Source organism: Nocardiopsis sp. NPDC055879, from assembly GCF_053615935.1.
In genome coordinates, this window is the sequence record NZ_JBSHCT010000017.1 from 80,557 (window position 1) to 102,570 (window position 22,014).

General features: G+C 69.1%; 19 protein-coding genes. 16 read left to right on the top strand and 3 right to left on the bottom strand.

Annotation, left to right across the window (positions count from 1 at the left end; all coding sequences use genetic code 11):
• Positions 1–877: 877 nt before the first annotated feature.
• The gene (locus ACWGKS_RS20645) at positions 878–2,083 is read right to left on the bottom strand and encodes an ISAs1 family transposase (protein ID WP_452523569.1); all 1,206 of its coding nucleotides are present in this window, start codon (positions 2,081–2,083) and stop codon (positions 878–880) included.
• Between the two features lie 183 nt (positions 2,084–2,266).
• Here ACWGKS_RS20645 and ACWGKS_RS20650 point away from each other — a divergent pair, with 183 nt between their 5' ends.
• The gene (locus ACWGKS_RS20650) at positions 2,267–2,860 is read left to right on the top strand and encodes an HNH endonuclease signature motif containing protein (protein ID WP_452523571.1); all 594 of its coding nucleotides are present in this window, start codon (positions 2,267–2,269) and stop codon (positions 2,858–2,860) included.
• A 949-nt stretch (positions 2,861–3,809) separates the two neighbouring features.
• Here the strand turns inward: ACWGKS_RS20650 and ACWGKS_RS20655 are convergent.
• Together ACWGKS_RS20655 and ACWGKS_RS20660 are read right to left on the bottom strand one after the other, a co-directional pair.
• The gene (locus tag ACWGKS_RS20655; RefSeq protein WP_358509142.1) at positions 3,810–4,265 is read right to left on the bottom strand and encodes a hypothetical protein; all 456 of its coding nucleotides are present in this window, start codon (positions 4,263–4,265) and stop codon (positions 3,810–3,812) included.
• A gap of 85 nt (positions 4,266–4,350) precedes the next feature.
• Positions 4,351–5,091: a GntR family transcriptional regulator gene (locus tag ACWGKS_RS20660; protein WP_358509139.1), complete on the bottom strand. Its 741-nt coding sequence runs from the start codon at positions 5,089–5,091 to the stop codon at positions 4,351–4,353.
• Positions 5,092–5,228: 137 nt separating this feature from the next.
• On the opposite strand from ACWGKS_RS20660, the gene ACWGKS_RS20665 reads away from it, so the two are divergent.
• The 15 genes from ACWGKS_RS20665 to ACWGKS_RS20735 all read left to right on the top strand — a co-directional run bounded on the left by ACWGKS_RS20665 (position 5,229) and on the right by ACWGKS_RS20735 (position 22,010).
• On the top strand, positions 5,229–6,230 hold the full coding sequence (locus tag ACWGKS_RS20665) for a Gfo/Idh/MocA family protein (protein WP_358509136.1): 1,002 nt from the start codon (positions 5,229–5,231) through the stop codon (positions 6,228–6,230).
• Positions 6,231–6,271: 41 nt separating this feature from the next.
• Positions 6,272–7,213 carry a 5-dehydro-2-deoxygluconokinase gene (iolC, locus tag ACWGKS_RS20670; protein ID WP_358509153.1) on the top strand — a complete coding sequence of 314 codons (942 nt, stop codon included), beginning with the start codon at positions 6,272–6,274 and terminating at the stop codon, positions 7,211–7,213.
• On the top strand, positions 7,203–8,123 hold the full coding sequence (locus ACWGKS_RS20675; RefSeq protein WP_452523574.1) for a Cgl0159 family (beta/alpha)8-fold protein: 921 nt from the start codon (positions 7,203–7,205) through the stop codon (positions 8,121–8,123). The genes iolC and ACWGKS_RS20675 overlap by 11 nt, the downstream gene beginning before the upstream one ends.
• Positions 8,120–9,007 carry a 5-deoxy-glucuronate isomerase gene (iolB, locus tag ACWGKS_RS20680; RefSeq protein WP_358509134.1) on the top strand — a complete coding sequence of 296 codons (888 nt, stop codon included), beginning with the start codon at positions 8,120–8,122 and terminating at the stop codon, positions 9,005–9,007. Before ACWGKS_RS20675 ends, iolB begins: the two co-directional genes overlap by 4 nt.
• A complete protein-coding gene (gene iolD / locus ACWGKS_RS20685; RefSeq protein WP_358509131.1) occupies positions 9,004–10,911 on the top strand; it encodes a 3D-(3,5/4)-trihydroxycyclohexane-1,2-dione acylhydrolase (decyclizing) in 1,908 nt (635 codons plus the stop codon). Before iolB ends, iolD begins: the two co-directional genes overlap by 4 nt.
• Before the next feature lie 20 nt (positions 10,912–10,931).
• Complete coding sequence (locus tag ACWGKS_RS20690) at positions 10,932–11,882, top strand: TIM barrel protein (RefSeq protein ID WP_358509129.1); 951 nt, start codon at positions 10,932–10,934, stop codon at positions 11,880–11,882.
• A 43-nt stretch (positions 11,883–11,925) separates the two neighbouring features.
• Positions 11,926–12,903, top strand: a complete 978-nt coding sequence (locus ACWGKS_RS20695) for a substrate-binding domain-containing protein (RefSeq protein WP_358509126.1) — start codon at positions 11,926–11,928, stop codon at positions 12,901–12,903.
• 2 nt (positions 12,904–12,905) lie between these two features.
• Positions 12,906–13,970, top strand: coding sequence for an ABC transporter permease (locus ACWGKS_RS20700; RefSeq protein WP_358509123.1), 1,065 nt, complete (start codon positions 12,906–12,908; stop codon positions 13,968–13,970).
• Between the two features lie 2 nt (positions 13,971–13,972).
• The gene (locus ACWGKS_RS20705; RefSeq protein WP_358509120.1) at positions 13,973–14,803 is read left to right on the top strand and encodes an ATP-binding cassette domain-containing protein; all 831 of its coding nucleotides are present in this window, start codon (positions 13,973–13,975) and stop codon (positions 14,801–14,803) included.
• A gap of 66 nt (positions 14,804–14,869) precedes the next feature.
• Positions 14,870–15,922 (top strand): LacI family DNA-binding transcriptional regulator, encoded by a 1,053-nt coding sequence (locus tag ACWGKS_RS20710; RefSeq protein ID WP_358509117.1) that lies wholly within the window; start codon positions 14,870–14,872, stop codon positions 15,920–15,922.
• Between the two features lie 175 nt (positions 15,923–16,097).
• Positions 16,098–17,414: an extracellular solute-binding protein gene (locus ACWGKS_RS20715; protein WP_358509114.1), complete on the top strand. Its 1,317-nt coding sequence runs from the start codon at positions 16,098–16,100 to the stop codon at positions 17,412–17,414.
• Positions 17,415–17,439: 25 nt separating this feature from the next.
• Positions 17,440–18,405 (top strand): carbohydrate ABC transporter permease, encoded by a 966-nt coding sequence (locus ACWGKS_RS20720; protein WP_358509111.1) that lies wholly within the window; start codon positions 17,440–17,442, stop codon positions 18,403–18,405.
• A 34-nt stretch (positions 18,406–18,439) separates the two neighbouring features.
• A complete protein-coding gene (locus tag ACWGKS_RS20725) occupies positions 18,440–19,237 on the top strand; it encodes a carbohydrate ABC transporter permease (RefSeq protein WP_358509108.1) in 798 nt (265 codons plus the stop codon).
• Between the two features lie 202 nt (positions 19,238–19,439).
• The gene (locus ACWGKS_RS20730; protein WP_358509105.1) at positions 19,440–20,438 is read left to right on the top strand and encodes a substrate-binding domain-containing protein; all 999 of its coding nucleotides are present in this window, start codon (positions 19,440–19,442) and stop codon (positions 20,436–20,438) included.
• A 51-nt stretch (positions 20,439–20,489) separates the two neighbouring features.
• The gene (locus ACWGKS_RS20735; RefSeq protein ID WP_452523578.1) at positions 20,490–22,010 is read left to right on the top strand and encodes a sugar ABC transporter ATP-binding protein; all 1,521 of its coding nucleotides are present in this window, start codon (positions 20,490–20,492) and stop codon (positions 22,008–22,010) included.
• Positions 22,011–22,014: the final 4 nt, after the last annotated feature.

Genomic DNA, 22,014 nt, shown 5'->3' on the forward strand with positions numbered 1-22,014 from the left:
TCGGTTCGTGAGGGAATGGGCCTTCCGGAATGGGCCTTCCGGAATGGGTCTTCCGAGAACGGCCCTTCCGGGGGCTGATCTTCTGGGAATGAGCCTTCCGGGAGCTAGTCACGCACGGGATGCGTGGGGCCACCCCGGGGACTGGTCCAGTACGCCAGGCCACAGTATGTCGGGCCCCAGTACGCCGGGGCCAGCGCGCCCAAGACCGTTCGGGACGGGCGGCTGCTGCCTGTGGTGGGTTATCCACAGGTGGGAGAGTTCGGGCTGGCGAACTGTTCCGCCTACGTGATCCCATCGATCTTGGGGGAGCCGCTGGTTTCGCCGGTTTCGTGCTGTCCGGGGGTTGGTTCGTGCTGGTCGGGGTGGGGCGTGGGGTGCCTCAGGTTTCTGGCTCTTGGGGCTGGTGGGGTTGCTCGGGTGGTTGGTGTGGCGCCTCGGGCCGGGAACCCACCGGTTTACGGGGCGTCACTCAGGTGTGTGGGTGGGGCGCCTGAGGTCTCTGCTCTTGGGGTGGTTGGGCGGGGTGGGGGTGGGTTCTCCCTCCTTCCCCGCCGCGTGATTGTTGCCGCCCGCACCGCACGCGTCAAGGCAATGTTGAGTGCTGTGACGCTGTGGTGGGTGGCCTTGACCCGTACGGTGCGGGCGGCGGTTTGGCGGCTATCGGGGAAGGGGGGAGAGTGGTTGAGGTCCCTACGGCCCTGTGGGCCTGCGGCCCACTCCGGCCGCAAGCGGCCGGATCCCTTCCCTTCCCTCTGGTGTCCTCGTTGAGCGCGTCGCCACTACGTGACGGGTCGGGTCACGAAGGGCCCGCTACAGGTGGGGCACGGGGTGGGGCGCGTCCCTGCGGTAGCCGGCACCGGTGAGGCTCAGGGCTCGTTCAAGTTCCTGAAGGGTCGGGTTCGTAACTGATCCCGAAGAACGGCAACGCTCGTTCGGGTAGGTCCCGGATCGCGCGGGTGGTCTTGGCGATGTTGTCCGCCCGCAGAGTGTGGAGCACACCGTTGGCCAGGTTCCTCAAGGCCGCCAACGCTCGGGGCGCGTTGCCAGCGTGGACGGTGCAGGCGTCCTCGGCGAAGGTGACATCGCGGATGTGATGGCTGGAGTTCTCGATCGCCCATTGCCCCCGCAGGTAAGCGGCCAGCTCGGCCGGTGTCGCCTGGTGGGCGTCCAGACTGGTGAGAGCGTAGACAGTCTCGCGGGTCTGCTTCTTGCCCCTTTGCCGACGGCGGCGGTGAACCCTGATGGCCAGCTTGGCGTGGGGGAAGGCGATACCGCCGAGACTGTCAGCGATGGCCATGACCTTGATTGAGCGAGACTCGACTCGTCCGTGCCCGGTCTCGGATCGGGTGTAGGCGATGGTGGCCTGTGACCAGGGCAGACCCGAGATCTGCTGGTGGGCGAGGGGCTGGTTGGTCTTGATCACCGCGATGTAGTGGGCCTCCTTGGTACCTACGAGCCAGCTCAGATGGTCCTTGACCGTGTGCAGGGCATCGAAGGTGACCACGCACCCGGCCAGGTCCAGGTCACGCAGCAGGGGTCGAAAGTGCCGGGTCTCGCCTGTCTTGGCGCCCACCTCGGCCTGGGCGAGGGTGATGGGGCGGTGGTGGGTGATGGCGGAAAGCAGGTGGCGGCAGCGTTGCCCCAGGCGGGCTGAGCCCTTGAGTGCTTTGCCGTCCAGGGCGATCGCGGGCCGCCTCGGCCTCGGGGTGTCCTCGCCTTCGGCCTGGTCAGCGGTGGCCTGGTGTCGGTCGGCGAGGTAGGCACCGATGGCGGCATCGAGCGCGTCACCGTCGATGCGTGCCAGCACGCGGTCGATGGTGGGTGCCGAAGGTGAGCGACGCCAGGCCAGGGGGTGGGGTCGTGCTCCGAGTGCGGCCAGGACACTGAGGTGTGCGCGTTGGCCCCACTCGGCGAGTTCGTCGATGCTCTTGGCGCCGGAGATGATGGCGCACGCGCACACGAGCAGGATGCAGGTCAGGGCGTGCCAGCGTCCCCGTGGGGAGCGTGGGTCGGGAACGGTGTCCAGGTAGGGGCGCAGGTCGGTGATGGACTCGGGGTCCAGGGGGCCGAGTTTGGCGAGCACGGCCGGGATCGGCGAAGATGGGCGGGCAGGCACGGCAGACTTTCGTGATCATGTGGCTTAGACACCTTCATGATCTCGGGTTCCGTGCCTGCTTTTGTGTGTATCGTTCCAGGTCAAATCGGATGAACTGCGTGATCCAGGAACTTGAACGAGCCCTGGCCGTATGGGCCGGAGAACGCGGCGATGCCGAAGCATCAGCGCACCTATGACGCGATGATGCGCATCTTCGAGACCGCTCTGGGCCACCGGGGTTGCTCCAGTCTGAGCCGCCAACCTCTGGCGACCATCAACATCACCGTCCCCCTCACACGCTTCCTGGGCGATGAGACGGCTGAACCCGCCGTCACCGAGGACGGTGTGGTCATCCCCGACCAGATGGTGGCCCGCCTGACCCCCGACAGTTGGCTGCGCCGGTTCGTGACCGACGAACAGGGCCGCACCTTGTTGGATGTGGGGCGAAAGAAGCGGTGCGCCCCGGACCCGGTCCGCCAGGCAGCGGGGTTCAAGAAGTCCTACTGTGAGTGGCACGAGGGCTGTGATGTGCCGCGTAGCTGGTCGCAGTACGACCACATCGTCCCCTTCTCCCACGGCGGGGCCACTAGCGCGGCCAACATGCAGGTGCTCTGCTCGACCCATAACCGGCTTAAGCACCGGTTGCAGGCCAAGGTGAACCGGCAGATCTGGGAACACCACCACGCCCAGAACCACCAAGAAGCGGGAAAGGACAGCGGGACCGGGGACGGGGAAGGCGAGTCAGCCCCAGCCACCGCCCTCTAACCACCGCGTACTTCCACCACCCGTTTCCGCCAGGTGGAACCCCACCCCGCCGAGACCACCCCGCCGCGACCACCCCGCCGCGACCACCCCGAGTCCACCCCCGGTTGGGTGTCAGACCCCAAGGGTCCTGTGCCCTGTGGGGATATCGGCATGCCCAGGGGCAGAAACTCCGCGAACCCCCCGCCCGGAGTCATATCCCGGGCACGGAGTGGCTCCCATCGGGGGTGTCGGCGCCACTGCCACCACAGGTACCGGCCCACCGACATCATCAACCCCGTGCAACCCTGTGCTGTCTCTCCACCATGATGATCTTGTCCGTAGCGCCATGTTGGGCGCCCAACATGGCGCTACGAGCAAGATCATCGCTGTGAAGACCAGAGCCGGCCACCGCGGGGACGCGGCTCGCCACCCGTCCCACCTGTAGCGGGCCCTTCGTGACCGGACCCGTCACGTAGTGGCGACGCGCCCCACGAGGACACCAGACGGAGGGGAAGGGATCCGGCCGCCTGCGGCCGGAGTGGGCCGAAGGCCCACAGGGCCGTTGGGACCTCAACCACTCTCCCCCCTTCCCCGATAGCCGCCGAACCGCCGCCCGTGCCGTACGGGTCAAGGCCACCCACCACGCTGATGGGGACTCAACATCGCCTTGACGCGTGCGGTGCGGGCGGCAACAATCACGCGGCGGGGAAGGAGGGAGAACCCACCCCCACCCCGCCCAACCACCCGCAGGCCCCCGACCTCAGGCGCCCCACCAACGACCCGAGCAACGCCCAATAACCCCAAGGCATGAGATCTGGGGCGCCCGGCACCCCTGATACGCCCCCGCTTATCCAACCCCCTTGACACCCCCCCCTGTGCACCCACCCCCTTGCGCGCCCCCGACCCCCGCACCCCGTACGCCCGGAGTGCCCGTACATCCATCGAGCCAAGCGGTTTTCCCGGCCTGGCCTCAGAACCCGGCTTTGTCGAGGGCGGTGGTGACGACCGCGACGTCGATGGGAACCACCGCCATCTCCCAGGGGTGGCCGCCGGCGAGGAAGTCGACGATGCGCATGTCCCCGAGTCGGCGTTCCCGCCAGGACGACGGTTCACGCACGCCGAGTACCTCGGTCGGGGTGGGGAGCAACAAGGGCTGCGCGTAGGTCCGGAAGGGTCTCCACTGGCGCCACTTCAGCCGTTCCCGTTCGGGGGCGGCGAAGTGCATGACGAGCAGGCCTTGGTAGAAGGCGTGCCCGTGGCGGAGGTGGGCGACCGAGTGCAGCGGAAGGCCCTGCCGGAGGTCGTCCAGGTCCTGCGCGGCGGCCCGGGGGTCCCCGCCCTGGATCCCCCACCACCACTGGCGGGGATCACGGAGGACATCCGAGAGCGATCTGGTGCCCGCGGTGTTACGGGGAGCGAGAGCCATGGGGTACGTCCTTGCGCTATGGGAGATCGCAGGAGCCTATCCGGGCATGAGGAAGCGCCGCGAGGCGTGTCCGGTTCAGGGCGTCTCAGCCGGTGAGGGTGAGCTCGAAGGAGTAGCGCGAGGCGCGGTAGACGTGGGATCCCACCTCCACCACTCGCCCGGTGTCGTCGTAGACCACCCGCTCCATGGTGAGCAACGGCGCGCCTGATGGCTCGTCCAGGGCCTCTGCCTCGGCGGGGGTGGCGTTGCGGGCGCCGATGCTCTGTGAGGCCATCTTCAACGTGACGCCGGCGGCGCGCAGCAGCCGGTAGAGCCCCTGTTCGCGGAGTTCGCCCTCACGCAGTTCCACCAGGCTCACGGGCAGGTGGTTGCGCATCAGGGCCAGGGGTTCGCCCCTGGCCAGGCGCAGCCGTTCGAGCACGTACGCCTCGCTCCCGGGCGGCAGCTCCATCTGTGCCGCGATCGGGTCGGGCGGCACCTCCACGGCCAGGCGCAGCACCCGGGTGCCGGGTTCCTCGCCCACACGGGCCAGGTCGTCGTAGAGGCTGGACAGCTCCACTGGACGACGCACGCGCGGGCGGATCACCTGCGTTCCCACGCCGCGTTTGCGCACCACCATGCCGCGGTCCACCAGGTACTCGATGGCCTGACGCAGGGTCGGCCGGGACAGACCCAGCCGTTCGGCCAGCATGAGTTCGTTCTCCAAACGGGTGCCCGCGGGCATCTCGCCCGCCATGATCCGCCGTTCCAGTTCCTGGGCGACCTGGAAGTAGAGCGGCACGGGGCTGCTGCGATCCAGGTCGATGGACAAAGGACTGTGGGTCACCGGTGCTACCTCGTGTACGGGAGAACGGAATACGAGGTTACTACATCAGTATGTCCGGACAAAGTATTGACAGCGGGAAGAGCGACGGGTGAGCATGAGGCCCCGGATGTGATACGCGCTACACCCCAGGGAGTCGCATGCGCATAGGCCTGGTCGGAACCGGACGCATCGGACGATCACACGCCGCCGCCCTTCGGGCCCGCCCCGAGGTGGCCGAACTCCTGCTCGCCGACGTCGACACCGACAGCGCCCACGCCGTGGCCGACCGGATCGGCGCCCGACCGGTCGAGGTCGACGCGCTCCTCGCTCCCGGCGCCGTCGACGCGTTGGTCATCGCCGCCGCCACCCCCGCCCACCCCGAGTTGATCCGGGCGGGGATCGCCGCCAAGGTCCCCGTCTTCTGCGAGAAACCGGTCGCTCCCACGGTCGCCGAGACCATCCGGTTGCTGAAGGAGGTGCGGCGCGCCGAGGCCGCCGTGCACATCGGATTCATGCGCCGCTTCGACCCCGGATACCTGCGCGCCCACAGCGCCGTCCGCGCGGGCGAACTCGGCGACCTGCACCGCGTCCACGCCCTGACCTGTGACATGGCGCCGCCGCCCGCCGGCTACGTCGCGGCCTCCGGCGGGCTCTTCCGGGACTGCCACGTGCACGACTTCGACATCCTGCGCTGGGTCACCGGACGCGAGGTCGAGGAGGTCTTCGCCTACGGCGCCAACCGGGGCGATTCCTACTTCACCGACCATGGCGACGTCGACACCTCCGCCGCGGTGCTGCGCCTGGACGACGGCACCCTGGCCACGCTCCAAGGGTCGCGGTACAACGGGGCCGGGTACGACGTCCGCATGGAACTCGCCGGCTCCCGTTCCACCCTGGTCGTCGGACTGGACGACCGGGTGCCGCTGCGCTCGGCCGAACCCGGGATCGACTTCCCCTCGGGCGAGCCCTGGGAGGTGTTCTGGCCTCGCTTCACCGCCGCCTACGAGGCCGAGATCGGCGCGTTCGTCGCCATGGTCGTCGACGGCGCCCCCAGCCCCTGCACGGTCGCCGACGCGTTGGAGGCGGTGCTGATCGCCGAGGCCGCGGACCTGTCGCGCAGGGAACACCGTCCGGTCCGGATCACGGAGGTGCGGCCGTGAGCGAACCGGACCCGTCGACCACCCCGCCCGAGGTGATCACCATGGGCAGGGTCGGTGTCGACATCTACCCGCACCAGGTGGGGGTCGGCCTGGACGAGGTGGAGTCCTTCGGCAAGTTCCTCGGCGGCAGCCCCACCAACGTCGCGGTGGCCGCGGCCCGCCACGGGCGCGCCGCCGCCGTCATCACCCGCGTCGGCGACGACCCCTTGGGCCGGTTCGTGCACCGGGCCCTGCGCGGCTACGGGGTGGACGACCGCTTCGTCGACGCCGTGCCGGGCACCACCACTCCCGTCACCCTGTGCGAACTCTTCCCACCGGACGACTTCCCGCTGTACTTCTACGGCCGAGACCCCGCGCCGGACCTGCTCATCGAGGCCGACGAACTCGACACCGGGGCCATCGCCCGAGCCGACCTGTTCTGGGCCACCGGCACCGGGCTGTGCCGCGAACCCGGCCGCACCGCCACCCTGACCGCGCTGCGCGTACGCGAGCGCCGCCACCCCACCGTCCTGGACCTGGACCACCGCCCCATGTTCTGGGACTCCCGGGAACAGGCCCGGCGTCACGTCGCCGAGGCGTTACCCCTGGCCACCGTGGCCTGTGGAAACCTCGACGAGTGGGAGGCGGCCGTCGGTACCCGCGACCCCGTCGAGGCCGCCCGCCGTGGCCGCGAACTGGGCCTGACCCTGGCCGTGGTTAAACAGGGGCCGGACGGAGTGTCGGCCGTCGACGACACCGGTCCGCACAGCGCGCCTCCGGTACCGGTGGAGGTGGTCAACGGGCTCGGCGCCGGGGACGCCTTCGGAGGTGCCCTCTGCCACGGCCTGCTCTCTCGATGGCCCACCGAACGCATCCTGCGCTTCGCCAACGTCGCCGGCGCCATCGTCGCCTCCCGGTTGGCGTGCTCGGACGCCATGCCCACGACCGCCGAGGTGCGGGCCGCCCTGGAGACCGGTGGAGCGGGGGCACCCCATGCCCGATGACGCGGTCCACCGAACCGCTTCCGCCATCACCCGCGAACAGGTCCGGGAACTCACCCGCGCCCGTCTGTTCCATCCCGCCGCCATCACCGACGCCGCCGCTCGACGAAGACGCCCCACCACCCCCGTGGGCCCCTCGGGGCGGGCGCTCATCATCGCCGCCGACCATCCCGCCCGCGGCGCCCTGCGCGCCGGAGCGCACCCCCTGGCCATGGCGGACCGCGCCGACCTGCTCTCCCGCCTGTGCGCCGCCCTGGCCCGCCCCGGGGTGACCGGGGTCCTGGGCACCGCCGACGTCCTGGAGGACCTGCTCCTGTTGGGCGCCCTGGACGGCAAGGCGGTGTTCGGTTCGATGAACCGGGGAGGTCTGGCCGGCGCCGACTGGGAGGTCGACGACCGGTTCACCGGCTACACAGCGCACGGCCTGGCACGCTCCGGCTTCGAGGGCGGCAAGATGCTGCTGCGCCTGGACTACGCCGACGACCGCACCGCACGCACCCTGGAACACTGCGCCCGGGCCGTGGCCGACCTGGCCGAGACCGGACTGGTCGCGATGGTCGAACCCTTCGTGTCCCGCCGGCCGGACGGACCCGGCCAGGGACTGCGCAACGACCTGTCCATCGAGTCCGTCACCCGCGCCGCCACGATCGCCGCCGGTCTCGGCTCCTCCTCGGCGCGCACCTGGCTCAAACTCCCCGCGATCGAGGACATGGAGCGTGTCGCCGCCGCCACGACACTGCCCACGGTCATCCTTGGCGGTGAGGTCGCCGCCGACCCCGAGGCCGCCTACGCCCGCTGGGCCAAGGCGCTGGAGCCACCGACCGTCATCGGGCTGGCCGTCGGCCGGTCCCTGCTGTATCCGGCCGACGACGACGTCGAGGCCGCCGTCGACACCGCTGTGGGGTTGCTGTGAACACCGAACACCACCTGTCCGCGCTGAGCACCGCCCAACCGCCGTTCCGCACCGTGGTCACCCCCGACACCGCGGGGTGGGGCTATTCGGGCCTGCGGGTTTTGGAACTGGCACCCGGGCATTCGGCTCGGATCACCACCGGGGACTCCGAGGCCCTCGTCCTACCGCTGGAGGGCGGCTGCACCGTCGCCCTGGACTCGATGGTCTTCGAGGTCGAGGGCCGCGACGACGTGTTCTCACGGGTGAGCGACTTCGTGTACCTGCCACGAGACGCCCGCGCCACCATCACCAGCCGGGACGGAGGCCGGTTCGCCCTGCCCGCCTCGCGCTGCGACCGGGCCCTGCCCGCCCGCTACGGACCCGCCGAGGACGTCCCCGTCGAACTGCGCGGGGCCGGACAGAGCAGCCGCCAGGTCAACAACCTGTGCCTGCCGGGCACCTTCGCCGCCGACCGTCTCCTGGTGTGCGAGGTCCTGACCCCCTCGGCGAACTGGTCGTCCTACCCGCCGCACAAACACGACGAGGTCACCGCCACCGAGTCCGAGCTGGAGGAGATCTACTACTTCGAGATCTCCGATGGGCCGCACGGACACGGGGTGGGCTACCACCGGGTGCACGGCACGGAGAGACGACCCATCGAGGTCATGGCCGAGGTGCGCAGCGAGGACGTGGTCCTGATCCCGCACGGCTGGCACGGGCCGTCCATGGCCGCGCCCGGCTACGACATGTACTACCTCAACGTCATGGCCGGCCCCGGGACCGAACGCGCCTGGCGGATCAGCGACCACCCCTCCCACGCCTGGGTCCGGGACACCTGGGCCCGACAGCCGATGGATTCCCGGCTGCCGTTCAGCTCGCACCGAGGCAGAGGAGGTCGGACGTGAACCGGCCCGGGTCGACCGATTCCACCGATACCGTCCGGCTCACCACGGCCCAGGCCCTGGTGCGCTTCCTGGCCGCCCAGTACACCGAACGCGACGGCGAACGCCACCGTCTCATCGCCGGCGTGTGGGGCATATTCGGCCACGGCAACGTCGCCGGAATCGGCCAGGCCCTGCTCCAGGCCGCGGTCACCGCGCAGGTGGACCTGCCCTACCGTCTGGCCCGCAACGAACAGGCCATGGTGCACACCGCCGCCGCGTACGCCAAGGCCACCGACCGGCTCTCCACCTACGCCTGCACCGCCTCCACCGGCCCCGGTTCCACCAACATGGTCACCGGCGCCGCCCTGGCCACCACCAACCGGGTCCCCGTCCTACTGCTGCCCTCGGACATGTTCGCGAGCCGCGCCGTCGATCCGGCCCTGCAACAGTTGGAGGATCCGCGCGCCGGCGACGTCTCCGTCAACGACACCCTGCGCCCCGTCTCCCGCTACTGGGACCGCCTCAGCCGACCCGAACAGCTCCTCGCCGCCGCACCGGCCGCGATGCGGGTGCTCACCGACCCGGTGGAGACCGGCGCCGTCACCCTGTGCCTGCCCCAGGACGTCCAGGCACAGGCGCACGACTGGCCCCTGGAGTTCTTCCGCGAACGTCTTTGGCACGTGGGCCGCCCCGTACCCGAACCCGCCGCCCTGGCCCGTGCCGTGGCGGCGATCCGCGCCTCCCGCCGTCCCCTGCTGGTGGCCGGGGGAGGGGTGGTGTACTCGCGCGCCACCGCCGAACTGCGCGCCTTCGTCGAGGCCACCGGTATCCCCGTCGCCGACACCCACGCCGGCAAGGGCGCCCTGCCCTGGGACCACCCGCGGGCCGTGGGCGGGCTCGGCTCCACCGGCGCGCGTTCGGCCAATGAACTCGCCCGTGAGGCCGACCTGGTGATCGGCGTCGGTACCCGCTACGGCGACTTCACCACCGCCAGCCGCACGCTCTTCCAGCACCCGCACGTGCGCCTGGTCAACGTCAACGTCGCCCGCTTCGACGCCGCCAAACTCGCCGCGACCGAGGTCGTCGCCGACGCCCGCACCACCCTCACCGCGTTGCGCGAGGCGCTGGCCGGATGGCGGGTGGATTCCGACCACGAACACCGCTCCCGCGCGCTGGCCGACGACTGGGTCGCCGAGAGCGATCACCTCCGTCGCGCCGGACCCCACGGCGGCCTGCCCGCGCAGAGCGCCGTCATCGGCACCCTCAACGACGTCCTCGACGACCGTGACGTGGTCGTCAACGCCGCCGGGAGCATGCCCGGCGACCTGCAAAAACTCTGGCGGGCCCGGGACCCCAAGGGCTACCACGTCGAGTACGCCTACTCGTGCATGGGCTACGAGATCGCCGCCGGACTCGGCGTGAAACTGGCCGCCCCCGACCGGGCCGTGTTCGTACTGGTGGGCGACGGCTCCTACCTCATGCTCGCCCAGGAGATCGCCACCCTGGTCGCCGAACGCGTCGCCATCGTCATCGTCGTGGTCGACAACCAGGGATTCGCCTCCATCGGCGCCCTGTCCGAGAGCGTGGGATCCCAACGCTTCGGCACCGGCTACCGCTACCGCGACCCCACCACCGGACTGCTGGACGGGGCCCCACTGCCCGTGGACCTGGCCGCGAACGCGGCCAGTCTCGGCGCGCACGTCATCCGGGTCGAGGAGCCGGGCGACCTGGCCGGCGCCCTGCGCGAGGCCCGCGCCGCCCGCACCACCACCGTCGTCCACCTGCGCACCGACCCCCACGCGCCCGGACCGCCCACCACCGCCTGGTGGGACGTGCCCGTGGCCGAGGTGTCCACCCTCGACACCACCAGGAACGCCCACGACGAATACCGGCGGCACCGGCGCACCCGTCGCCACCACCTGTGAGCCCCCCGCGAGGAGCAGCCATGACCGACACAGCGGCACCCACCGGACCCCGCACCGTCCACGACCACCTCGTCCTGGGCTCGGCCCCCGACTCCTGGGGCGTATGGTTCCCCGACGACACCCTCCAGATCCCCTGGCCCCGGTTCCTCGACGAACTCGCCGACTCCGGCTACGGGTGGCTCGAACTGGGCCCCTACGGCTACCTGCCCACCGACCCGGCCCGGCTCGCCGACGAGGTCGGCCGCCGGGACCTGCGCGTCAGCGGCGGCACCGTCTTCGGAGACCTGCACAACGCGCACAACCGCGAGGAGACCTTCGCCACCGCTCGCACGGTCGCCGCGCTCACCGCGGCCGTGGGCGCCCACCACCTGGTGTTCATCCCGCCCATGTACCGAGACCAGCGCACCGGCGAGTACACCGAGTCGCCCACCCTGGACGCCGACCAGTGGCGGCACCTGACCCGCACCGCCGACGAACTCGGCCGGATCCTCATCGACGAGTACGACGTGCGCCTGTGCCTGCACTCGCACGCCGACACCCACGTGCGCACCCAGGACGAGATCGAACGGTTCCTGGACGCCACCGATCCCGACCTGGTGTCGCTGTGCCTGGACACCGGCCACGTCGCCTACGGGGGCGGTGACGCCGTCGACCTCATCCGGCGTTACCGGGAGCGGGTGGGCTACGTCCACATCAAGCAGATGGACCCCGAGGTCCTGCGGCAGGTGGATACTGAGGGACTGAGTTTCGGCGAGGCGGTCCGACGTGGGGTGTGCGTGGAACCCCCGGCCGGGGTGCCCTCGCCCGCATCGGTGGTCGACGCCCTCGCCGAGGTGGACGCCCGGGTGTTCGTCATCGTCGAGCAGGACCTGTACCCCTGCGGTTTCGACGTGCCCAGGCCGATCGCCGAACGCACTCGCCGCTACCTGAACGGGTGCGGTCTGGGCGCACGCCACCAACGGCTGCCCTGAACCACCCCCACATCCATTCGACATGATCCCCCGGAGGCCAACGATGCGACGTACACCCACCACTCGGGCCATGGCCCTGGGAGCCGCGGGCGCGCTCCTGTTCGCCACCGCCTGTAGTTCCGAGGGCGGTAGGGAACAGTCCGCGCAGGACACCGAGAACGTCGACCTGACCATCGCCATGATCACCCACCAGGTGCAGGGCGACACCTTCTGGGACATCGTGCGCAACGGCGCCGAGGCCTCCGCCGAGAAGAGCGGCGTCGAACTGGAGTACGCCTCCGACCCCGAGGCCGGTGAACAGGCGAGCCTGGTGCAGAACGCCGTCGACCGCGGCGTCGACGGTATCGCCGTCACCCTGCCCAGCCCCGAGGCGATGGAGGGGGCGCTGGCCGCCGCGGAGGCCGCCGACATCCCGGTCGTGGCCCTCAATTCCGGTATCGAACAATGGCAGGACCTGGGCGTGCAGCAGTACTTCGGCACCGACGAGTATCTGGCCGGTGAGGCGTTCGGCGAACGCCTCGACGAGGAGGGCCTGGAGAACGTCGTCTGCGTCATCCACGAACAGGGCAACGTGGGCCTGGAGTCGCGCTGTGAGGGTCTGACCGAGGAGTTCGACGGCGACTCCGAGACGCTCTACGTCGACAGCGCCAACATGCCCGAGGCGCGTTCGGCCATCGCCGCCCGTCTGGAGGAGTCCACCGACATCGACCTGGTCGCCGCCCTGGGCGCCCCGATCGCCATCACCGCGCTGGACGCCGTCGACGACGCCGGCAGCGAGGCGGCCATCGCCACCTTCGACACGAACGCCGAACTCGTCGCCGCCCTGCAGGACGGCGACGTGCTGTGGGCCGTGGACCAACAGCCCTACCTACAGGGATACATGGCGGTGGAGTCGCTGTGGCTGTACCGCACCAACGGCAACACCCTGGGCGGCGGAGAACCCGTCCTGACCGGACCGGCGTTCATCGACGAGACCAACATCGACGAGGTCGCCGAGTACGCGGAGAGAGGAACGCGCTGACCATGGGCAGCACAGTGGTACCTAAGGTGCCGCCCGCCGCCGAGGGCGGGGAGAAGACACTGCGCGTGGGACGACGGGGTCCGTTGCGTCGCTTCCTGACCCGCCCCGAGGTCGGGTCGTTGCTGGGCGCCGTCGTCGTGTTCGCGGTGTTCTTCGCCATCGCGGAACCCTTCCGCACCGGTTCGGCCATGGCCACCGTGCTCTACGCGGGCTCCACCATCGGCATCATGGCGGTGGGCGTGGCCCTGCTGATGATCGGCGGCGAGTTCGACCTGTCCGCGGGGGTCGCCGTCATCACCTCCGCGCTGAGCGCGTCCATGTTCGCCTGGTGGTTCTCGCTGAACGTGTGGGTCGGCGCCCTGTTCGCGCTCGCGGTGGCCCTGGCGGTGGGGTTCCTCAACGGATGGATCCTCACCCGCACCAAACTGCCCAGCTTCCTGGTGACCCTGTCGATGTTCCTCATGCTGCAGGGCGTCAACATCGCGGTCACCCGCCTGGTCACCGGGGGAGTGTCCACCCGCGACATCTCCGACATGGACGGCTTCGAGTCGGCCCGGACCGTGTTCGCCTCCACCATCCCCGTGGGCGGGGTGTCGGTGCGGATCACCGTCCTGTGGTGGCTGCTGTTCGTGGCCCTGGCCACCTGGGTGCTGGTGCGCACCCGCGTGGGCAACTGGATCTACGCGGTGGGCGGCGACGCCGAAAGCGCACGTGCCGTCGGCGTTCCCGTCGCCGGGGTCAAGATCGGCCTGTTCATGACGGTGGGCTTCTTCGCCTGGTTCTCCGGCATGCACCTGCTCTTCGCGTTCAACACCGTCCAGTCCGGCGAGGGCGTGGGCAACGAGCTGCTGTACATCATGGCCGCCGTCGTGGGCGGATGCCTGCTCACCGGCGGCTATGGAACGGTGATCGGCGCCGCCATCGGCGCGTTCATCTACGGGATGACCCGACAGGGCATCGTCTACGCGGGTTGGGACAACAACCTGGTCATGTTCTTCGTCGGCGCGATGCTGCTCGCCGCCGTCGTGATCAACGGCTGGGTGCGCACCCAGGCCGATCGGAGGTGAGCATGGGCGACGACACACCCCTGCTGGAGCTGCGCGGCGTGCATCGCCACTTCGGCAACATCCGTGCCCTGACCGGTGTGGACCTGCGCGTTCACGCCCGACGGGTCACCTGCGTGCTCGGCGACAACGGCGCCGGCAAGTCCACGCTGATCAAGATCCTGTCCGGCCTGTACGGGCCCACGACGGGGGAGTACCTGGTGGACGGCGAACCGGTGACGTTCACCTCGCCGCGCCAGGCCCTGGACCGGGGCATCGCCACCGTCTACCAGGACTTGGCGTTGGTGCCGCTGATGCCGGTGTGGCGCAACTTCTTCCTCGGTTCGGAACTCCGTCGAGGGCGGGGCCCGCTGTCGATGCTGGACGTGGCGCGCATGCGTTCCATCGCCGACACCGAACTGCGCAAGATCGGCATCGACCTGCCCGACATCGACGCGCCCGTGGGTCACCTGTCCGGTGGACAGCGCCAGGTGGTGGCGATCGCCCGCGCCATCTACTTCGGGGCGCGGGTGCTCATCCTGGACGAGCCCACCGCCGCGCTCGGGGTCAAACAGTCCGGGGTGGTGCTCAAGTACGTCAACGCCGCACGCGAGGCCGGACTGGGCGTCGTGTTCATCACCCACAACCCCCACCACGCCCACCTGGTCGGTGACCACTTCACCGTGCTCAAACTGGGCGCGGTGGAACTGGACGAGCCCCGCGAGAACCTGTCGCCGCAGGAACTCGCCCACCACATGGCCGGGGGCGCCGAACTCGACGCCCTGGAGCACGAACTCCAGGGCGGCACCGCCCCGCCCGTGGAACCGTTGCACGACGAACCCCGTGCCCAGGGGTGAGTCGGGGATCCGCGCCCGGATATGGCCGATCGGGGCGTGGACCCCGGTCCCACTATCATCCCACCTATGACGAGTGGGAACCCGGGACGAAAGCGTCCCACGATCAGTGACGTCGCCAGACGAGCGGGCGTGTCCAAGGGCGCGGTGTCGCGGGCTTTGAACAGCGGCACCGGGGCCAGCTCCGAAACCCGTGAGCGCATTCGTCAGGCGGCGGTGGAGCTGGGCTGGAGCCCGAGCTACGCCGCACGCGCGCTCAATGGCAAGCCGCTGGGCACCATCGGTCTGGTGGTGCGTCGTTCCCCCGAGATACTCGACTTCGACGCGTTCTTCCCCTCGGTCCTGTCGGGTATCGAGTCGGTGCTCTCCGGTGAGGAGCACGCCACCGTCATCCGCTTCGTGCCCGACACGCGGACCGAGACCGCGACCTATGAGCGGTTGTTCAATGACCGCTTCGTCGACGGTTTCCTCGTCACCGACCTGCGGGTGGACGACGGTCGTCCCGAGTTGTTGCGCCGGATGGGCGCGCCCGCCGTCGTGGTCGGTGTGCCCGAGGGTTCCACGGACCTTCCCTCCGTCACCATCGACTCCGAGGAGGCGATCCGCGGTCTCGTGCGGCGCTTCGTGGAGGCGGGCCATCGTCGTATCGCCCATGTCCAGGGTGCCCCCGACATGCTGCACGCCTTCCAGCGCAGGCGTCACTGGGAGCGGGCGGTCCGCGAGTTCGGGCTGGAACCGGGCCCGGTCGAGGAACAGGGGGGTTACACCATCGAGGGTGGGGCCCGGGCCACACAACGCCTCATCGACCTGCACGTCGACGAACGCCCCACGGCCATCTTCTACGGCAGCGACATCATGGCCGTAGGGGGCTACTCGGTATTGGGGAAGGCCGGACTGGCCGTCCCCGACGACATGGCGGTGGCCGGATTCGATGACATCCCCCTGGCCTCGTTCGTCTCGCCGCCGCTGTCGACCGTCCGTAGCAGGCATCGAGCGCTGGGCAGCGCCGGGGCGCGCATTCTGTTGGACATGCTCAAGGGACAGGAACCGCCGCTGTCGACCGTGATGACCGGTGAGCTTTGTCTGAGGGAGTCCTCCGGGCGGCCGGACCCGCCCGAGTAACGGTTTCACAACCACCTCTGCTATGTCCGCGAGATCTCACTTACACTTGCGCGGTAAACCGGTTTACCTGATTGGTCGGAGGCCGATCGGAGAACACGTGGCCGGTCGATTCCATTGCGCTCCGAACCGTCGGTGATGGGCGGGTGCGCATGACCAATGGGAAACGGAGACGGTCGTGAAGATTTCCGCCAGAGCGGTGTTGTCCGCTTCGACCGCGCTCGGACTCGTCGCCGCACTGACCGCCTGCGGTCCCGACGAAGGTTCCGAGGGCGAGACCCTGACCTATTGGGCCAGTAATCAGGGCGCGAGTGTGGAGGAGGACCTGGAGGTCCTTCAGCCCGCGCTCGACCGCTTCACGGAGGAGACCGGAATCGAGGTCGAACTGGAGGTCGTCCCCTGGAGTGAGTTGTACAACCGCATCCTCACCGCGGTCAGTAGCGGCAATTCGCCCGATGTGCTCAACATCGGCAACACCTGGGCGGCCAGCCTTCAAGAGACGGGTGCCTTCGTGCCTTTCGAGGGCGCGGAACTGGAGGCGGTGGGCGGAGAGGAACGCTTCGTCACCACCAGCTTCGCCACCGGTGGCGCCGAGGGACAACCCCCGACGTCGGTGCCGCTCTACGGCCTGTCCTACGCGTTGTTCTACAACCCCACCATGTTCGAGGAGGCGGGCATCGAGGAGCCGCCCGCGACGTGGGAGGAGTTCGTCGACACCGCGAACGAGTTGACCCGTGACACCGATGACGACGGTGAGATCGACCAGTACGGATTCGGGCTGGAGGGCGGCAACGAGCGCCAGAACTCCCACATGGCCTTCATCCTCGGTCGGCAGCAGGGCGGACACCTGTGGGCGGAGCAGGGGCCCACGTTCTCCTCCGACGAGCAGGTCGCCGCGGTCAAGCAGTGGGTGGACCTGATGGCCGTGGAGGACGTCGTCGACCCCAGTAGCGCCGAGTTCAGCGACGGCACCCAGGCCATCAGCGACTTCGTCGACGGGCGCTCGGCCATGATCATCGTGCAGGGCAGCGCCCGCACCACCATGGCCGCCCGCGATTTCGACGACTACGAGATCGCCGAGGTGCCCATGCTCGACCCGCTTCCGGGGGATCCGATTCAGAGCCTCGCGGCCGGCATCAACATCAGTGTCTTCAACGACACCGACGACCAAGAGGGCGCGTTGCGGTTGGTCGAGCACCTGACCAGCCCGCAGGAGCAGGTCTACCTCTCGCAGGAGTTCCAGACGCTGCCGGTGGCCACCGAGTCCTACGACAACGAAGACCTCCAGGACGAGTCGATGGACACCTTCCAACGGATCCTCACCGAACACTCCGAACCGATGCCGTTGATCCCCGAAGAGGGACAGATGGAGACGGTGCTCGGTGCGGCGATCGGTGGGATCTTCGCCGACATAGCGACCGGAAGCGAGATCACCGAGGCCGACGTCCGTCAGGCCATGGAGGACGCCGAGGCCGAGATGGACGCCGCGAACTGAGCGGCGTACCCCTGGAGGGCACCAGATGTCGTTCACCGAAGAACCGCGGTCCGGTGCCGCGCCCGGGTCCGACCGGCGACGGTCGCGCCGACCCGGGTGGTTCCTGCCGTACGGCATGATCCTGCCGGCGGCGGTGCTGGAGTTGCTGGTCCACATCATCCCCATGCTTCTGGGGATCTACATCGCGTTCACCTCGCTGACGCAGCTGACCATCCGGCGATGGACGACGGCACCGTTCGTCTGGTTCGACAACTTCGTACGCGGCCTCGACCCCGGGAGCGCCCTGGGCAACGCCCTGTTCGAAAGCCTCATCCGCACCATCGTCTACACCGTGCTGGTGGTGGGGTTGTCGTGGGCGCTGGGCATGGCGGCGGCCGTCGCGCTGAACACGAGGTTCCGGGGGCGCGGCGTGCTTCGCACGCTGTTCCTGGTGCCCTACGCGCTGCCGGTCTACGTCGCCGCCATTCTCTGGGCGTTCATGTTCAACCAGCGCGACGGCATGGTCAACCGCGTGCTGGTGCAGGACATGGGCCTGTTGGACGAACGTCCCTTCTGGCTCATCGGTGAGAACGCGTTCTGGGTGCTGGTGATCGTGTCGGTGTGGCGCCTGTGGCCGTTCGCGTTCCTGATGTTGTTGGCGGCGCTACAGAGCATCCCCGCGGACGTCTACGAGGCCGCCGCCATCGACGGCGCCTCGACATGGAAACGGTTCACCGACATCACGCTGCCCATGGTCCGATCGGCGAACCTGGTCGTCCTGCTCGTCATGGGGTTGTGGACGTTCAATGAGTTCAACATCCCCTATCTGCTCTTCGGCGATACCTCGCCCGAGAGCGCACGATTGATATCGCCACTCATCTATGAGCATTCCTTCGTCAACTGGAACTTCGGGTTGGGCGCCGCGATGAGCGTGATGTTGCTGGTCGTGTTGATCGTCGCGTCGGCGATGTACGTCCGAATGGTGCTGCCCAAGGGGAGTGGCAATGATTGAGACCAGGGGGTTCCGTTGGTTTCGAAGGGTCGTCTTGACCTTTCTCACCGTGTTCACCGTGCTGCCGCTGTATGTGTTGGTGGTGACCTCGGTGAAGCCATTGGAAAACGTCAGGGGGACGTTCACGTGGTTCCCCGACCGGATCACCTTCCAACCGTTCGTGGACATGTGGACGACGATCCCCTTGGCGAGCTATCTCGTCAATAGCCTCATCGTCACGACCACGGCCACGGTCCTGGCGCTGCTGGTGGCGGTACTCGCGGCCTACCCGCTGTCGCGACTGCGTTTTCGCGGCAAGCGATTGTTCAGCATGACGGTGCTCTCGACACAGATGTTCCCGGGCATCCTGTTCCTGCTACCGCTCTTCCTGATCTTCGTGCGGGTGGAGGACCTCATCGGTATCGAGCTCACCGGTTCCTACCTCGGGCTGATCATCACCTATCTGACCTTCGCCCTGCCGTTCTCGATCTGGATGCTGGCCGGGTACTTCAGCGCCATCCCCGAGGGGTTGGAGGAGGCGGCGATGATCGACGGCACCACCAGGGTCGGCGCCTTGGTCCGTGTCATCCTTCCGGTGGCCAGGCCCGGCATCATCGCGGTCGGTGTGTTCGCGTTCATCACGGCTTGGGGCGAGGTGCTGTTCGCGTCGGTGCTGACCGACACCGAGACCCGCACGCTCTCCATCGGGCTCAAGCTCTACACCAGCCAGACCGACACGCTGTGGAACCAGCTCCTGGCGGCATCGCTGACCATCTCCCTGCCGGTGGTCATTGCGTTCATGCTGATCCAGCGCTACCTCGTGTCCGGACTGTCGGCGGGGGCGGTGAAGTAGCGCGAGGCGGTGCTCCGGGGAGGCTCCCGTTCGGGGAGCCTCCCCGACGTGCGTTCGGGGTCAGGGGCCGGCACCGCCATCCGTAAAATAATTAATTAGTATTTATTCTTGACGTTACATAGGTCACTCTGCGATGCTCGGGCGCAGTCGATAAAGGCGTCCGCGCAGGTGAGCGGTACGCCCTACGTCAAGGAGGACCCCCATGGGCAGACGACCGCCACGCCCCCCGGGCCGCGCGCTCGCCACGCTCGCCGCCATCCTGTGCGTGCTGACACTCGCCGGATGCGGCGCCCGGCTCGGAGAGGACGGCCGGATCGGCGTGGTCTACATGGACGCGCAGGGTTTCTACGCGGGTGTCCGCCAGGGCATGCAGGACTACGCCGAGAACTCCGGACGCGAACTCCAACTCCTGGAGCTCAACGCCCGCGGCGACGCCTCGGAGGAGAGCACCTTCGTCGACGTCGCCTCATCGGCCGACGTCGACGCCCTGGTCCTGTCACCGGTCTCGGCCACCGCCTCGGTCCCGGCCCTGCGCCTGGCCCACGAGAGCGGCGTGCCGGTGATCTGTTACAACACCTGCATCGAGGACGAGGCCGCCCAGGAGTACGTGACCTCCTACATCCTCGGTGATCCCCACGAGTTCGGACGTCTGCTCGGCGACTCCGCCGCGGACCACTTCGAGGGCGAAGGGGTGGAGGATCCGCAGATCGCCGTCCTCAACTGCGAGTTCGTCGAGGTCTGCGTACAGCGCCGCGAGGGGTTCGAGGAAGCGCTCTTCGATCGCCTGCCCGAGGCGCGGATCGTGGCCAACCAGGAGGGCGCCACCATCGACGAGGCCGTCGACGTGGGCGAGCGCCTCCTCACCGCCCACCCCGACCTGGACGCCTTCTACGGCGAGGCCGGCGGAGCCACCATGGGCGCGGTCCGCGCCGTGGGCAACCGCGGTGCGGAGGGCGAGGTAGTGGTCTTCGGCAGCGACATGTCCACCGACGCCGCCCGCGCGCTGTCGGACCACACGATCCTCAAGGCCAACGTCGACATCTCCGGCATCGAGGTGGGACTCCTGGCCGGTGAGACGGTCGAGCGCGTCATCGCGGGCGAGGAGTCCGACGAGTTCGTCACCCCGGCCCCCATCGACCTCTACACCACACCCGAGGACGGCGAGGAGTGGCTCCAGACCCATCCGGAGGGCATCCCCTGACGGTTCTTCCCCGACCACCCGTCCATCCTTCGTCCCATCCATGGAGCACCCATGAGCGACAACCCCGTCGAGGCGGCACCCGCCACGAAGGTCGTGGCCCGCGTGCGCGGCGCGACCAAGAGTTACCCCGGAGTCACCGCCCTGGACCACGCGGACTTCGAGATCCACGCCGGAGAGGTCCGCGCCCTGCTCGGCCGCAACGGAGCCGGCAAGTCCACCCTGATCCGGCTGCTGGCGGGGGTGGAGACCCCCGACGAGGGCGAGATCGAGATCGGTGACCTCCCCCTCGGAGAGGGTGGGATCCGCCGTTCCGCCGAGCTCGGCGTGGGCACCGTCTACCAGGAACTCAGCCTGGTCCCGGAGCTCTCGGCGGCGGAGAACCTCTACCTCGGGTCCTGGCCCAAGGGACGTGGACGCATCGACTACGCCGCCATGACGTCCGGGGCCGAGGAGATCTTCACCGAACTCGGAGTGCGCATCTCTCCCGGCACCCGCGTCGGAGAGCTGCCCCTGGCCCAACAACAGCTCGTCGAGATCGCACGCGCCTTCCGGTCCAGGCCCCGACTCCTCATCCTGGACGAACCCACCAGCGCCCTGGCCGCGGCCGAGGCGGAGGCCGTCCTGGAGGCCGTCACCCGCGTGGCCGCACGCGGAGTGGGCGTCATCTACGTCAGTCACCGCCTGGACGAGATCCGCCGCGTCGCCGACACCGTCACCGTCATGCGCGACGGCGCCATCGTGGAGACGGTGCCGATCCAAGGCGCCACCACCGAGCGCATCGTCTCCCTCATGCTCGGCGAACGCGCCGAGGAGGCGGAGACCGTGCCACGGCGTCGGAGTCCCCTCTCGGACACGCCCCTGCTGTCGGTCCGCGACCTGGCGGTCCCGCCCAAGGTCGAGAGCGTCTCCTTCGACCTCCATCCCGGTGAGGTCCTGGGCCTGGGCGGCCTCATGGGGTCCGGGCGCACCGAACTCCTGCGCGCGCTGGCCGGGTTCACCCCGTCCCAGGGCACCGTAGAGGTGGACGGCGGGCCGGTGGCCCGCACCACCCCGCGCACGATGCGGCGCCTGGGCGTGGGCATCACCCCCGAGGACCGCAAGGGAGAAGGCGTGGTCCCCCTTCTCGGAGTCTCCGAGAACATGGTCATGACCTGGTACGGAGGGGCGTCCCGGGCCGGGACCGTGCTTCCCTCACGGGTCTCCTCCATCGGACGCGACCTCATCGATCGGCTGTCCATCAAGGCGGCCACACCCGAGACCCCCATCGTCAACCTCAGCGGCGGCAACCAGCAAAAGGCCGTCATCGGCCGTTGGCTGCACGCCGGAAGCCGCATCCTGCTCCTGGACGAGCCCACCCGCGGCGTGGACGTGGAGGCCAAGGCCCAGATCTACGCGATCGTCCGCGAACTCGCGGAGCAGGGCGCCGCGGTCCTCTTCGTCTCCAGCGAACTGGAGGAACTCCCGCTCGTGTGCGACCGCGTGCTGGCCCTGCGCGGTGGCCGCCTGGAAGGCGAGTTCACCGGCGAAGACATCACCCTGGACAACATCATGGCCGCCGCGATGGCGGCGTGAAGGG

Bases quoted from the DNA above. Each gene is read 5' to 3' on its own strand.
- ACWGKS_RS20650 (WP_452523571.1), top strand. From the start codon at position 2,267: ATGCCGAAGCATCAGCGCACCTATGACGCGATGATGCGCATCTTCGAG.
- ACWGKS_RS20655 (WP_358509142.1), bottom strand. From the start codon at position 4,265: ATGGCTCTCGCTCCCCGTAACACCGCGGGCACCAGATCGCTCTCGGAT.
- ACWGKS_RS20665 (WP_358509136.1), top strand. From the start codon at position 5,229: ATGCGCATAGGCCTGGTCGGAACCGGACGCATCGGACGATCACACGCC.
- iolC (WP_358509153.1), top strand. From the start codon at position 6,272: ATGGGCAGGGTCGGTGTCGACATCTACCCGCACCAGGTGGGGGTCGGC.
- ACWGKS_RS20675 (WP_452523574.1), top strand. From the start codon at position 7,203: ATGCCCGATGACGCGGTCCACCGAACCGCTTCCGCCATCACCCGCGAA.
- ACWGKS_RS20690 (WP_358509129.1), top strand. From the start codon at position 10,932: ATGACCGACACAGCGGCACCCACCGGACCCCGCACCGTCCACGACCAC.
- ACWGKS_RS20695 (WP_358509126.1), top strand. From the start codon at position 11,926: ATGCGACGTACACCCACCACTCGGGCCATGGCCCTGGGAGCCGCGGGC.
- ACWGKS_RS20700 (WP_358509123.1), top strand. From the start codon at position 12,906: ATGGGCAGCACAGTGGTACCTAAGGTGCCGCCCGCCGCCGAGGGCGGG.
- ACWGKS_RS20705 (WP_358509120.1), top strand. From the start codon at position 13,973: ATGGGCGACGACACACCCCTGCTGGAGCTGCGCGGCGTGCATCGCCAC.
- ACWGKS_RS20710 (WP_358509117.1), top strand. From the start codon at position 14,870: ATGACGAGTGGGAACCCGGGACGAAAGCGTCCCACGATCAGTGACGTC.
- ACWGKS_RS20720 (WP_358509111.1), top strand. From the start codon at position 17,440: ATGTCGTTCACCGAAGAACCGCGGTCCGGTGCCGCGCCCGGGTCCGAC.
- ACWGKS_RS20730 (WP_358509105.1), top strand. From the start codon at position 19,440: ATGGGCAGACGACCGCCACGCCCCCCGGGCCGCGCGCTCGCCACGCTC.
- ACWGKS_RS20735 (WP_452523578.1), top strand. From the start codon at position 20,490: ATGAGCGACAACCCCGTCGAGGCGGCACCCGCCACGAAGGTCGTGGCC.